Source organism: Cytobacillus sp. NCCP-133, assembly GCF_026011715.1.
Classification (GTDB): domain Bacteria; phylum Bacillota; class Bacilli; order Bacillales; family Cytobacillaceae; genus Cytobacillus.
The window spans coordinates 177,461-191,193 of sequence record NZ_BRVM01000003.1 but is presented as its reverse complement, the minus strand read 5'-3'; the positions used below and the strand labels follow the sequence as shown (position 1 = coordinate 191,193).

The 13,733-nt window shown below is 42.2% G+C and carries 12 protein-coding genes and 1 pseudogene; 11 read left to right on the top strand and 2 right to left on the bottom strand.

What is annotated here, in order from left to right; translation table 11 throughout:
* The first annotated feature begins 62 nt into the window (after positions 1-62).
* From NCCP133_RS06625 to NCCP133_RS06600, 6 genes are all read left to right on the top strand, one after another.
* Positions 63-965, top strand: a complete 903-nt coding sequence (locus NCCP133_RS06625) for an NAD(P)/FAD-dependent oxidoreductase (protein ID WP_264804143.1) — start codon at positions 63-65, stop codon at positions 963-965.
* Between the two features lie 138 nt (positions 966-1,103).
* On the top strand, positions 1,104-1,556 hold the full coding sequence (locus tag NCCP133_RS06620; protein ID WP_264804142.1) for a hypothetical protein: 453 nt from the start codon (positions 1,104-1,106) through the stop codon (positions 1,554-1,556).
* A gap of 234 nt (positions 1,557-1,790) precedes the next feature.
* Positions 1,791-3,452 carry a glycoside hydrolase family 13 protein gene (locus NCCP133_RS06615; protein WP_264804229.1) on the top strand — a complete coding sequence of 554 codons (1,662 nt, stop codon included), beginning with the start codon at positions 1,791-1,793 and terminating at the stop codon, positions 3,450-3,452.
* A 147-nt stretch (positions 3,453-3,599) separates the two neighbouring features.
* Positions 3,600-4,082, top strand: a complete 483-nt coding sequence (gene ybaK / locus NCCP133_RS06610; protein ID WP_264804141.1) for a Cys-tRNA(Pro) deacylase — start codon at positions 3,600-3,602, stop codon at positions 4,080-4,082.
* A gap of 197 nt (positions 4,083-4,279) precedes the next feature.
* Positions 4,280-5,377, top strand: coding sequence for a PRK06851 family protein (locus NCCP133_RS06605; RefSeq protein ID WP_264804140.1), 1,098 nt, complete (start codon positions 4,280-4,282; stop codon positions 5,375-5,377).
* Positions 5,378-5,446: 69 nt separating this feature from the next.
* Complete coding sequence (locus NCCP133_RS06600) at positions 5,447-5,929, top strand: hypothetical protein (RefSeq protein ID WP_264804139.1); 483 nt, start codon at positions 5,447-5,449, stop codon at positions 5,927-5,929.
* A gap of 234 nt (positions 5,930-6,163) precedes the next feature.
* On the opposite strand, the gene NCCP133_RS06595 is transcribed toward NCCP133_RS06600, so the two are convergent.
* Entirely contained in the window at positions 6,164-7,519 is a 1,356-nt protein-coding gene (locus NCCP133_RS06595) for a YjiH family protein (protein ID WP_442874244.1), read from the bottom strand.
* A 270-nt stretch (positions 7,520-7,789) separates the two neighbouring features.
* Here NCCP133_RS06595 and NCCP133_RS06590 point away from each other — a divergent pair, with 270 nt between their 5' ends.
* The gene (locus NCCP133_RS06590) at positions 7,790-7,984 is read left to right on the top strand and encodes a hypothetical protein (protein ID WP_264804138.1); all 195 of its coding nucleotides are present in this window, start codon (positions 7,790-7,792) and stop codon (positions 7,982-7,984) included.
* Positions 7,985-8,331: 347 nt separating this feature from the next.
* On the opposite strand, the gene NCCP133_RS06585 is transcribed toward NCCP133_RS06590, so the two are convergent.
* Complete coding sequence (locus NCCP133_RS06585; RefSeq protein ID WP_264804137.1) at positions 8,332-9,651, bottom strand: short-chain fatty acid transporter; 1,320 nt, start codon at positions 9,649-9,651, stop codon at positions 8,332-8,334.
* A gap of 299 nt (positions 9,652-9,950) precedes the next feature.
* On the opposite strand from NCCP133_RS06585, the pseudogene NCCP133_RS06580 reads away from it, so the two are divergent.
* The 4 genes and pseudogenes from NCCP133_RS06580 to NCCP133_RS06565 all read left to right on the top strand — a co-directional run bounded on the left by NCCP133_RS06580 (position 9,951) and on the right by NCCP133_RS06565 (position 13,730).
* Positions 9,951-10,614, top strand: a pseudogene (locus NCCP133_RS06580) (DNA alkylation repair protein).
* Between the two features lie 69 nt (positions 10,615-10,683).
* Positions 10,684-11,541 carry an HAD family hydrolase gene (locus NCCP133_RS06575; RefSeq protein ID WP_264804136.1) on the top strand — a complete coding sequence of 286 codons (858 nt, stop codon included), beginning with the start codon at positions 10,684-10,686 and terminating at the stop codon, positions 11,539-11,541.
* Between the two features lie 24 nt (positions 11,542-11,565).
* On the top strand, positions 11,566-12,651 hold the full coding sequence (locus NCCP133_RS06570; protein ID WP_264804135.1) for a PQQ-dependent sugar dehydrogenase: 1,086 nt from the start codon (positions 11,566-11,568) through the stop codon (positions 12,649-12,651).
* Between the two features lie 338 nt (positions 12,652-12,989).
* Entirely contained in the window at positions 12,990-13,730 is a 741-nt protein-coding gene (locus NCCP133_RS06565; RefSeq protein ID WP_264804134.1) for a Crp/Fnr family transcriptional regulator, read from the top strand.
* The last annotated feature ends 3 nt before the right edge of the window (positions 13,731-13,733 follow it).

The following is a 13,733-nucleotide window of genomic DNA, read 5'->3' as shown; positions in this document are numbered from 1 at the left end:
TCAAATTTTTTCGGGTAGATTACATGTAAAGCTATTTTTGGCACAAAAAGGAGGAATGCAAGTTGGCATATGACTGCTTGATTGTTGGCGGCGGAATTGCTGGCCTGCAGGCTGCTATTCAGCTGGGCCGATATAAACATAAAGTTTTGGTGCTTGATGCAAATGATGGCCGTTCCGCCATTTGCAGAAGCTATCATAATATTTTAGGCTATCCTGATGGAGTGAGCGGTCAGGAACTGCGGGAAATTGGGAAGAAGCATGCGGAGAGCCTTGGGGTAAAGTTTGCTGTGGAGAAAGTTAAGCAGGCTCAAAAAACAAGTGTGGGATTTGAGGTCACAGCTGATACAGGCAATAAGTACAAAGGCAAGCGAATATTGCTTGCGACAGGGGTAATGGACCGCCTCCCTCCTTTCCCTGAATTAATGCCATGCCTGGGCATATCCGTTTATGTTTGCCCGGATTGTGACGGATATGAAATTAAGGACAAACGCACGATTGTGCTGGGCTCAGGAAACGCTGGTGCCAATATGGCCTTAACTTTATCCTATTGGACGAATGATCTAGTTTTCATTAGCCATGAAAAGGCACCATTAGATGAGAAATTAATGGAGGAAATGAAAAATAAGGATATTGAATATATCGAAGAAGCCATTCAAAAGGTACTTGCTGATGGTGATGCATTTAACGGTGTGAGGCTGGAAAGTGGAAAAGAAATTACTGGAGATAGAGGCTTTATTGCCTTTGGAGGCAACGAGGTAAAATCGGATCTAGCCAAACAGCTGGGAGTCGAACGTCTTGAAAATAAACATGTGGTGACGGATGCCCGTACAAAAATGACCAATGTAAAAAACGTTTGGGCAGCAGGCGATGTTGCTGCCCACTCTGAACAAGTGACAATTGCAATGGGAGAAGGCTCACAGGCAGCCATATGGATTCATAAGTCGCTTTTGCAAGAAAAAAACTAGTCAAAAAGGTTTTATTTTCTTATTCATTGGGTAATTAACTTGGTTTATTTTTTATCACTTTTCTCATATAATAGCCTATAAACTACTAGGGGGCTGTTCAAGTATTTGAATACTCAAAATAGAGAAAGGTGTTACCCGTTGGAAAAAGAGAAGTTGGATCTAGTTGTTCAGGAGCTGATAAAAAGATCAGGGAGTCTTGTGGATATTATACTGGAAGGTCATTTTCCGGGAAATCGTTTAGCTGGCGGCAAGTACAGCATGGGATCGCATTCCATCACACTATACATGGAAGAGATTAAAAACCAATGTTATCAATTATTTTCTTCGACTGAACGATTTTTGGACTATTTTACAGTGGTGTTTGCCCATGAATTAGGTCATGCTGAAGACAGAGAACTCGTAGATTTGGCCGAAAAACTTGACCTCTGTAAGACAGAGCAAGAACGGTATCAAATTGCACTCAGAATTGAAGAAAATGCTTGGTCATTTGCTGAAAAGCTTCTTCCGCAAATGGATCATGACTTTATGCAAAAGATTATTTACCACTCATTAAAGCCCTATTGGGACCAGCTTCAATTGGAGCTAGCCTAAGAACTAATGAGGAAGCCGCTGTGCAGAAGCGGCAGCGGCTTTTTTTGTTTAAAGGCACAATTCCCCCGGAATTCAACCTGATTTTGTTTCGGAAAGGGTATTGAAAAAACCAATTGTAAGCGCTACACTTACTGTAAAAGTATGCAAATGCCCAAAGCAAGCAGCTTTTTTTATACTGTTGAATGCAAACGTTTGCGCGCTGATAGAAATTTTAAATAAATTGAAGGTGTTATGATGATAAAGATTTGGTGGAAGGAAGCTGTTGGATATCAAATTTACCCGCGCAGTTTCCAGGATTCAAATGGCGATGGAATTGGCGATCTACAAGGAATTATTCAAAGACTTGATTATATTAAAGGTTTAGGTATAGATGTTATTTGGATTTGCCCGATGTACAAATCACCTAACGATGATAATGGCTACGATATCTCAGATTATCAGGATATCATGGAAGACTTCGGTACAATGGAGGATTTCAGCCAGCTGCTTGATGAGGTCCACAAGCGTGATATGAAGCTGATACTGGATCTGGTATTAAACCATACAAGTGACGAGCATCCGTGGTTCATAGAATCCCGTTCATCCAAACAACACCCGAAAAGGGATTGGTATATTTGGAGAGACGGAAAGAATGGCAAGGAGCCAAACAACTGGGAAAGTATTTTTGGCGGATCCGCATGGGAATATCATAAGAAAACGGATCAATATTTCCTTCATGTATTCTCAAGGAGACAGCCTGATTTGAACTGGGAGAAAAAAGAGGTACGCGATACTCTTTATGAGACGGTTAACTGGTGGCTTGACAAGGGAATCGATGGTTTCAGAATTGATGCCATCAGCCATATCAAAAAGCGACCAGGCTTCCCTGATATGCCAAATCCGAAGAAGAAAAAGTATGTTTCTTCCTTCGACATGCATATGAACCAGGAGGGCATTCATGAATTCTTAAAAGAATTTAAAGAACGCACATATGCAAACTATGATGTAATGACAGTCGGTGAAGCTAACGGTGTTACAGTGGATGAAGCCGATCTCTGGGTTGGCGAGGAAAAAGGGAAAATGGATATGATTTTCCAATTTGAACACCTTGGTTTATGGGATGCAGAAACAAACCCGGAGCTGGATATCGTTGAGCTGAAAAAGGTTTTGACCCGCTGGCAAAAAGGGCTTGAAGCTGATGGATGGAATGCATTGTTCATCGAGAATCATGATAAGCCGCGTGTTGTTTCAACATGGGGAAATGATGAGGATTATTGGCACCAAAGTGCAACTTCAATGGGTGCAATGTATTTTCTGATGCAGGGAACTCCATTTATTTATCAGGGCCAGGAAATTGGCATGACAAATGTTCATTTTCCTTCCATTGAAGATTATGATGATGTGGCAGTTAAAAACCTGTACCGCATCAAAAATGAGGAAGGCATGTCCCATAAGAAAATCATGGAAATCATTTGGGCTTCTTCCCGTGACAACAGCCGAACGCCAATGCAGTGGTCAACAAAAGAAAACGCTGGCTTTACAACTGCACATCCGTGGATGAAAGTAAATCCAAATTACACGGACATTAATGTTGAAATTCAGTCACAGGATGAAAGCTCCATTCTTTCTTTCTACAAGAAAATGATTCGTCTAAAAAAAGAAAACGAAGTCTTCACATACGGGCAATATGATTTAATGCTTGAAGAAGATAAGCAGATTTACGCCTACACCCGCATGTCAGATGATGATCAGGTCGTGGTCATTGCAAACTTGTCATCCAGGGACGCTGACTTCAAATCAGAATTCAAGCTATCATATGACAAGCTTTTATTGAATAATTACGCTGTTGAACAGCATGCAGATGTTGATTCATTCACTCTTATGCCATATGAAGCGCGCGTATATCGTATAAAATAGTAATATGATAACAGGAGCCTCCTATGAGAATCCTGTTTTTAATTTATTAAGGTAACAGGCACCTATACCACTTCTATTCCACCCGATGCTTTTTGAAAATGGCGGGAAGTGCTAAAATGGGGAAAATAGGTAATGGGGGCTTTGGCTATGGCAAAAGGGAAAACGAATGCGATGCGCCTTTTAGATGCACAGAAGGTAGACTATGAATTGATCACCTATGAGAGCCAGGATGGAAAGATTGATGGCGTTTCAGTTGCTGGGAAGATTGGAAAAGATCCTAATGAGGTCTATAAAACACTTGTTGCGCAGGGGCACAGCAAGCAGCTATTTGTGTTTATCATTCCGGTTGAAGGTGAACTTGATTTGAAAAAGGCTGCAAGAGCTGCTGGCGAAAAAAAGGTAGAGATGATTCCGGTTAAAGATATACAGAAGCTTACCGGCTATATACGCGGCGGCTGTTCTCCAGTTGGAATGAAAAAGCAGTATCCTTCCTTTGTGGATGCCCAGGCTTCGGAACTCGAGAAGATCATTGTTAGCGGCGGGAAGATTGGCATGCAAATAGAACTGAAAGTTGGCGGTTTGCAGCAAGTTATTGGGGCAAAACTGGAGGATTTAGTGAAATATGAATAAGAAAAGACTGTAAGGGTGCTGAATCGCTATGATTGAGCACCCTTTCTCATGATAGTTGAACTTTATCTGCAGCTTCGCCCAACATATCATCTACTTACAAACTCGGCTCTCGCATCACTTTTTTTCATGGGCACTCACCCATCGCCCCTCCTTTGCATACGTTAAGATGAAAATGCATTTCGAAAGGAAGTGTAAGAGTGGCTGGGAAGACATTAAATTACTTTGCCGGCGGAAATACAGCCCGCGGCTTCCACAGTTTATTTGATTCCAATCTGCAAGGGCTTGATCGCCTATTTATTTTAAAAGGCGGGCCGGGGACGGGGAAATCTTCTCTGATGAAAGCAATTGGAGCGGAACTATCCGAAAAAGGCTATGATCTTGAATACATTCACTGCTCTTCTGATAACAATTCAATTGACGGAGTCATCATTCCGGCATTAAAAGCAGGCATAGTCGATGGCACGGCACCCCACGTGATTGAACCGAAGGCCCCGGGTGCGGTTGATGAATATATCAATCTAGGAGAAGCTTGGGATTCGAGAAAATTGGCAGGGAAAAAAGAAGAAATTACTACATTGGCAAACCAGATTAGCAGCTCATTCACAACCGCTTACGAAACCTTCGCTATTGCGCTGAAAATCCATGATGAGTGGGAAAACATCTACATCGAAAATATGAATTTCCAAAAAGCAGATGAATTAACCAAGAAGCTGATTCAAACTTTTTATGGAAATATGCAATTAAATAAAACACCTTCTGTAAAGCATCGCTATTTAGGGGCAGCTACTCCAACAGGTGCGGTGGACTTCGTGCCAAACCTAACAGAAGATATCCAAAAGCGCTACTTTATCAAAGGGCGTCCGGGTTCCGGCAAATCAACCATGCTGAAAAAGCTGGCTGCAGAGGCTGAAAAACGCGGGTTTGATATTGAAATTTATCATTGCGGCTTTGACCCGCATAGCCTCGATATGATTATTGTACGGGAACTTGGACTGGCCATTTTTGATAGCACGGCGCCCCATGAATACTTTCCAGACAGAGACGGCGATGAAATTGTTGATATGTATGATATCACCATCAATTCAGGCACAGACGAAATTTATGCCGAACAGATAAAAGATATCAGTACCCGTTATAAAAATAAAATGAGTGAAGCAATTTCTTACCTGGCTCAAGCAAAAGCGCAAAGAGATGCTCTTGAAAAAATTTATATTGAGGCCATGAATTTTGAAGTGGTCAACCGCATCAAGGATAAAATCCGCTCTGAATTACTGTTGATTTCCGAAAAGGCCTAGCCCATCATCACATATCAGGGCTCTGGGCATACATTAGACCGAAAGGAATCGGAAAGGAGATTTAAATTGATGGATTATCCAAACTATCCGTTTTACCCTTATATGGCAGACTATTATTATGACGATCGGATCTTTCCAGGAGGAGGATCAGGCGGCGGATTTGGCATTCCGGGATTTCCTCCGGGAGGGCCAGGCGGCGGATTCGGACCACCGGGACCGCCACCAGGAGGGCCGGGTGGGGGATTTGGACCTCCAGGGCCGCCACCGGGACCGCCAGGCGGCGGAGGACAGCAGCAAGGTGGACCGCCATCAAGTCCTCCTCCAAGCTTTACTCCGCAAATGCAGCAAGCCACAGCATTTGCGGTTGATCCTGGTGCCATCCGGGGCTGTTTGTTCCGCTACACGTTTGTATGGCTGGAAAACGGAAACAGCTTCTGGTTCTACCCGACCTTTGTCGGCAGGACATCTGTAGCAGGCTGGCGCTGGAGAAATTGGCGCTGGACTTATTATGGAACTGACTTAAGAAGAATTCGTTCTTTCCAATGTTTTTAAAATAAAGAGCTAATAAAAGAGGTATCCCGCTTCAGGATACCTCTTTTACATGGGGACAGCGCTGTTTTTATCAAAATTGCAACGATTTAGTAGATGCTGCAGTATGGTATTTTCCATATTTTTAATATATCGGTCAGTAACACATGTTTATCGGTCAGATGTTCAATATATCGGTCACTTCGCGTCATATCAGCTTATCAGCATTGACGTAATGAAAAGTTGATATCCATTCCATTAAAAAATAATATGTGCTGCCAATACAATCACTGGCAGGGTAATAAGCGTTCTTTGCAAAAAGATAAGAATCAGATCCCCTAATGATACAGGTATTTTAGAGCCGAGCAGCAGCCCGCCCACTTCAGACATGTAAATCAGCTGCGTAACGGATACAGCGGCTACGACAAAGCGGGTCATCTCGCTCTCAATTCCTGCTCCAATAACAGACGGCAGGAACATGTCTGCAAAGCCGACAATCATTGTTTCAGAAGCAACCGCTGCTTCAGGAACCTGCATGAACTCAAGCAGCGGAATAAAAGGCATGCCCAGATATTTGAATACTGGTGTATATTCTGCAAGAATCAGTGCGAGTGTACCAAGTGCCATAACAATGGGTGCAACGCCCATCCACATATCTAGAATATTTTTGGCGCCTTGCTCAAAGAAAGTCTTCACACTTTGATTGCCTTTTGCTTTTTCAACAGCTTGGAAAATTCCCCAGCTGAGCGGGGTATGGCCTTTTGGAATCGTTTCATCCAAGCCTCCATCCCGGCCATTATAATACGTATCAGGCTTCCTGGATAACGGCGGGATTCTTGGGCTGATAATCGCAGCAACAAAGCCTGCTGCAGTTATTGTTAAGTAAAATGGCACAAATAAATGGCCAAGATTAACCTGAGAAATGACAACCAGGCTGAAGGTAATGGAAACGACTGAGAAAGTTGTTCCGATGATGGCTGCTTCTCTTTTTGTGTAATAGCCTTCCTCGTATTGCTTGCTTGTTAAAAGGACACCAATCGTTCCATCACCGAGCCAGGAAGCGACACAGTCAATGGAGGACCGTCCTGGAAGTCTGAAAACAGGGCGCATAATCTTTGTTAACAAAGAACCGAAAAACTCAAGCAGGCCAAAGTTCAATAACAACGGCAAAAACAGACCAGCAAATAAAAAAACAGAGAACAGGATCGGCAGCAAATCATTCAGCAGCAATCCGCCTGTAGTTTCAGACCAGACTGGTTCAGGCCCAATTTGGAAAAGAGTTATGACTGCAAAAATGCTTCCCAGTATTCTCGACGCAAACCAAATAGCAGGAACATCGAATAGGTTTCTCAAGAAAGGACTCTTTTCGATGAAAGGGGGTTTGAAAAACTTAGCAATAATCGTACCGAGAAGAGTCAACACAATGATAATCGTCATGATTTCAGGAAGATAAGCAGAAAGCCACTCCTGTACCCAGCCTGAGAAAATGGCGATGGGAATGGTAATTTCACCGTTATATTTCAGCGGAACCATAAAGAAGCCGATTCCGATTAGTGATGGTATAACAAATTTTAAGATTTCAGAAGATGTGTATTTCTTTCTGGATGCATCAATCAATACAATTCACCTTTTCTTTATATTTATAAGACAAAAGTTATTTTAATTCATAATCTCTAAAAAGCCAACTCCTTTCTCTTAAATTCCACCGTTTTCCTTACTTTTAAACGTAAAAGAGATTATTTTAACGGGCATATTTCCGCCTCCCATATCATGTTAAAATATTTAATAATTATTAAAAGCAAAATTAAACCCTCCGTGAAAAATAGGCTCGCTCAATTTGTCGTTATTTTCTGAAAAGTAATATAATATATAGAGGTGGTCAAATTGATTCTTTATCTTCTTGGCTTTTGCGCAGTATTGCTGGGAGCAGGAATGTTTGTAGACTGGTGGCATAAGAAGCATGGATTGGACGATTTTGATCCTGGGGAAAATGAGAAGCATGTGTCTGAGTCAGAGAGGGCTTACATTGAGTCCTATATGCATAACATGAAGAATGATCATCATAATGGAATGTCATAGGAAAGCGGAAGCGCCTTGCTCACAAAAGGAACGCAGATTAAAAGCGCCACGTCCTGTGGCGACGTCTTTCGTCCCTAGGAACCGCAACAAGACAAGCTTTTGACCTCGAGGCGGCAGGCAGCTTGCACTAGACAGTTATCTAACTTCAGAATGATTATATGAACTCATAATAAAGAAGCATGATGGCCATCAATGGCTGTCATGCTCTTTTTTTCATGTTTCCGGTCTGCCTCTGATTTCATCAACGGGATTTCCGAATCAAAAAGGACTGTATACCAAGGAAAAAATAAAAATATCAATTAACTGATCCATTAAAAAGGATGGCATTGCGCCATCCTCATGCACCTCTAGAAAAATAGCAAACCAAGGGAGATAACGGCTCCGCTCACAAGCAGAGTAAGCACACAGTATCCCATGATGTCTTTTGCTTTTAAACCGGCAATCGCTAGTGCTGGCAGTGCCCAGAACGGCTGGATTAGGTTCGTCCAGGCGTCTCCCCAGGCAACAGCCATTGCAGTTTTAGGAATGGAAACGTCCAATGCCTTGGCAGCTTCAAGCATAACCGGTGCCTGTACTGCCCACTGTCCCCCTCCTGAAGGAACAAAGAAGTTCACAAGCCCTGCACTTAGGAAGGCAAAGAAGTGGAAGGTGAATTCATTCGAAATGGAGACAAACCCTTCAGACATAACAGCTGCTAATCCCGAGGCTGTCATCATACCCATAATTCCTGCATAAAAAGGAAATTGAACAATAATGCCGCTAGCTCCTTTAACGGCATTCACGACAGCTTCCAGGAAGTGTCTTGGCGTTCCATGGAAAAGGATACCGAGGAAAAGGAATAAAAAGTTAACGATATCAAGATTTAGCTTAAAGCCATTCGCGGCAAAATAGTAAAACAGGAAAACAAGACCGAAGATTCCAATCAGCAGGGAAACAATGCGGCTGTTTTCCAACCGCTCTGCAGGTGTCATGGCTGCTCTTTCAAGAGTAGCAGCCTGGACGTTATCCTGAAGAAGAGCAGGATCCACAACGACTGTCTCTTTTTTTGAAGGCATCATAAAGCGATTAACAAAAGGTAAAATCAAGAAGATAGCCAGAACAATAATGAGATTGAACCCAGCAAAAATAGTTTGATCCGTCGGTATCACACCGATTATTCCTTCTGAAAAATGGCCCGGAGTAGCAATTGTCAGCGGAATGGAACCGGATATTCCGCCATGCCATACGATAAATCCTGAGTAAGCGCTTGCAATTAACAGCCGGTAATCAACATTTTTCACCTTTTTAGCAAGCTCTTTGGCAAACAAAGCACCAATGACAAGCCCAAAGCCCCAGTTAATTAAGCTGGCAATCATGGAAACAACCGTCACAATCATGATTGCCTGCCCGGGTGACTTGGCTGTTGAGGCAAGAGCTCCCAGCCCCTTCTTAAAAATTTGGCTGCTGGCCAGCACATGTCCGGTTACAAGGACAAGCACCATTTGCATGGAGAAGACTAGCAGGCCCCAAAAGCCATTGCCCCAATGCTGAACCATCTGATATGGACCATTATCAGTGAAAATTAAACCCAATCCAAAAACGGTGAAGGTTAAGATAATAACAAATAAAAATGGATCAGGCAGATACCGCTGCATAATGCGGTTAAAGAAAGAAACAAGTACTTTCATGGTGTAACCCCCTTAAAAAAATAACTCCCCTAAACTTATTATATTTTCTATAAAATTCGATATATTCCTTCTTTTTTGAAATGATATTTATCTTGAGGGATTTACGAGTAAAATAGTGGTGCTATCGAAAAGGAGACAATTCATTCATGGGAATTGGAGTATTTGGGTTTGACTCTGTAAAATGGAATTTGATTGGAAGAGTAAAGCTGTCCAAAAACGGAGAAAGTGACAAACCCCTAGAATCCCTTACCCTTATCAGGATGACATAAATCTGTTTTAGTGTAAAAAGGAGTGCTTATATGGATATTTGTTTATTAATAAAGCTTTTTGAGGAAAATCGAAGTGAAGAGAATGCTATTCCCATGCAAAACTACATGAAAAATAAGTTCCAATTTCTTGGAATTAAGACACCTGAGAGGAGAAGTTTATGAAAAGAATTGTTTAATCGGTCAGGTCTGTTAAAGTATGAATTTAATTCAGAGTTTGTTGAAGTATTATGGGAAAAGGACGAGCGGGAATATCAAAATGCGGCCCTCGATTATATTGGAAAGTTCGTTAAGAAATTGGACAAGGGGCATTTGCCTTTAGTGAAGAAGCTGATCGTTACAAAGTCATGGTGGGATACAGTTGATATGCTTGCTTCCCATGCTGTGGGTGCGATTGCTGCAAAACATCCAGAGATAATCGGAGAAAAAATCGATGAATGGGTTACGAGTGACGATATGTGGCTCCGCCGGACCTCAATCTTGTTTCAGTTAAAGTATAAGGATCGAACAGATGAAGACTTACTGTACCGATACATTCTCGAAAATAACGAAAGCAAAGAGTTTTTCATTCAAAAAGCCATTGGCTGGGCTCTCAGAGAATATTCCAAAAACGAACCCTGATTCGGTTAAGGAGTTCATTAATTCTAATCCGCTCGCCAAATTAAGCATCAGGGAAGGGAGCAAATATTTAAATTAACACAAAGAACATGTTAAAATGGCAAAATAAATTATTCAGAAAAAATACTGGGCCGGAAGGTGAGAGAACATGATTAGATGCATTGCCAGCGATATGGATGGAACACTTTTAACAGCGACGCAGAAAATTACGGCTGAGAATATTAAAGCGATCAAAGCAGCGCAGGAAAAAGGGGTAGAAGTTGTGATTGCAACCGGACGCTCCTACTTTGAAGCAAGTTTTGTCCTGGAGGAAGCCGGCATTTCATGCCCTATCATATGTGCGAATGGTGCGGAGATAAGGGCTGAGGATGGCAAAGTCGTATCTTCGAATCCGCTCGAAAAGGAGTTGGCTATAAAAGCCGCCTTAATCCTTGTGGATAATAATGTTTATTTTGAAGTATACACAAACCAGGGCACCTATACAGTCGATGAAGACCGTGGCGTCTCCATCATTGTTGATATCTTTTTAAGCGGAAATCCTGAAGCAGATATTGATGAGGTTACAAAAGCCGCAGAAGAACGTTTTAAGAAAGGGCTGGTCCATAAAGTGAACAGCTATGATGAGCTATTTAACAGCGAAGAGCACCAAATTTATAAGCTGCTGGCTTTCTCGTTTGAACCTGACTTTCTTGCTGCCGCAAAAGACGACTTGCTAAAGCTCGAAGGCATGGCGGTGAGTTCATCAGGCGATGAGAACCTGGAGCTGACTAGTATAAATGCCCAAAAGGGAATTGCTCTTGAGGCTTTTGTAAAAGAAAAAGGAATATCACTTCTAGAAACAATGGCAATTGGCGACAATTATAATGATTTGTCCATGTTTAAAAGGGCTGGAAGATCAGTCGCCATGGGAAATGCCGATGAAATCATCAAGGCACAATGTGATGCCGTAACGTCCGCAAATGAAGAAAGCGGTGTAGGCAAGGCGATTTGGGAAGTATTGAAGTAGATCCTAGAGGAGGATGAGAGCTGGATGAAAAAGCTGTTGGGTGTATGGCTGCTTGCTTTTATTTTGATTTCCGGATGCTCAAATGCCGGGGAAAAGAGTAGTGAGGAGCAAGGTGAGGAACTGGAGGCAAGTCTTCCTTCCGGTACAGAACCGGAAATCCTTGCTGATGAGCTGGATATTCCCTGGTCTATTGCCAAAACGGGAGATACCTTTTATATGGCGGAAAGACAGGGAAGCATTGTAAAGGTTCAAGATGGACAGAAGGAACGCCAAAAGGCTAAGCTGGAAAAAAAGCTTTCAACCGCCGCTGAAGCCGGTTTGCTTGGATTTGTGCTCACACCTGATTTTTCCAAATCAAATAAGGCATATGCTTATTACACCTATGAAAACAGTACAGGCCAGTTTAACCGCATTGTCATCCTCCAGCTTCAGGATCGAGTATGGAGAGAAGAGAGCGTCTTGCTGGATAATATTCCGAGCGGCCAATACCATCATGGTGGCAGGCTGGAAATTGGCCCGGATGGCAAGCTTTATGCCACCACAGGCGATGCTGCCGCGAACCCTGAAATTGCCCAGGACCTCCATTCCCTGGGAGGAAAAATACTAAGAATGAATCTCGATGGGACCATACCTTCAGATAATCCTTTCCCTGATTCATTGGTCTATAGTTATGGCCACCGCAATCCTCAGGGGCTTGCCTGGTCAGATGATGGGATTTTATATGAAAGTGAACATGGTCCTTCGGCAAATGACGAAATCAATAAGATTATGGCGGGAAAGAATTATGGCTGGCCTGTTATAAAGGGCACCGAAACGGAAGATAACATGCAATCCCCCTTGTTTATTTCAGGAGAAAACGAAACTTGGGCACCTTCTGGAATGGCTTACCATGACGGCAAGCTATACACCGCTGCCTTAAGAGGAAATGCTGTGTTGGAGTTTGACTTGGAAGCGAAAAAAATGAGGAAGCTTGTTTCGAATTTAGGCAGAATCCGGGATATCTTTATTGAAGGAGAAAACCTTTATTTTATCAGCAATAATACAGATGGCCGCGGAAATCCGCTGGATAAGGATGACAAGCTTTATAAAATTTCATTAACTGATAGTTAAAAAGCCTGGCTGCATGCCAGGCTTTAGTCTTTAGGTGAAAGACCATGCAAAAGCCCAGTAATATCAGCAGGTCTTTATAAAATATATCCCATTTAAATTCCTCAGTGCCTCAGATGCATCTTCTATATTAGCTGAACTTAATTCACTCACAAGTAATCGTGAAATATACACTTTCACTTATAAAGTGAGTAATCACTTACATTCTCGACGTATTATGAGAAGAAAATGGAAAATTAGAGGGTGTCCTTTCCTTTTTTTGTGAGATATATCACTTTCCGTCAAAGGCTGCTTCGCTAAAATAATCTTTAAGTATGGCAATATGGAAGCGGGGGATGAGGATGGATTTTGAAATGAGGGACAATCTGGGGATGCCTTCCAAGCAGCCGCTTATTGATGAGTTTTTAAGCAAAATTGAAATCTTTAAGGACCTTCCCAGTGAATCGATACAGCTAATCGATCAGCGCATCATTAAAAAGACGTACGATAAAGGCGATCGAATCATGTCTGAATATGAGGTAGCCAAAGGCGTTTATTTTGTACACTCGGGCATTGTAAAGCTGACCAAGCAAGATGAACAAGGCAATGAAATTATTGTCTGCATTAAGAAAAAGGGAGAAATTTTCGCAGAAGCCAACCTTTTTAATCAAACGGGCCACACCTATCCGGCAACAGGCACAATGGTCCAAAATGGGCAAATTTATTTCTTAAACACCGATGACCTGGAAAAGGAGTTAATGTATTCCCCAGAGATGGCCGTTCAGATTATCCGCTATATGAGTGAATCCCTGAGGGATATGACTTCGATTTTAAGAGACATTGCTCTTTTAGATGTTTATACCAAAACGATTAAAACTTTGGAGCGGCTTGCTGAAAAATTCGGAGCGAATCATTGTAATCGAATGCATATCGAGCTTCCAATCACCGTACAGGAGTTTTCCACTTTAGTAGGAACATCCCGAGAAAGTGTAAGCCGTGTTTTTTCGAGGCTAAAGAAAGAAGGAATCATTGAAATCACCAATAGAAAAATTGTGATCGTGGATTGGTGCAGATTTTGTTCTCATTTCCATCAGAGATTATAGCAG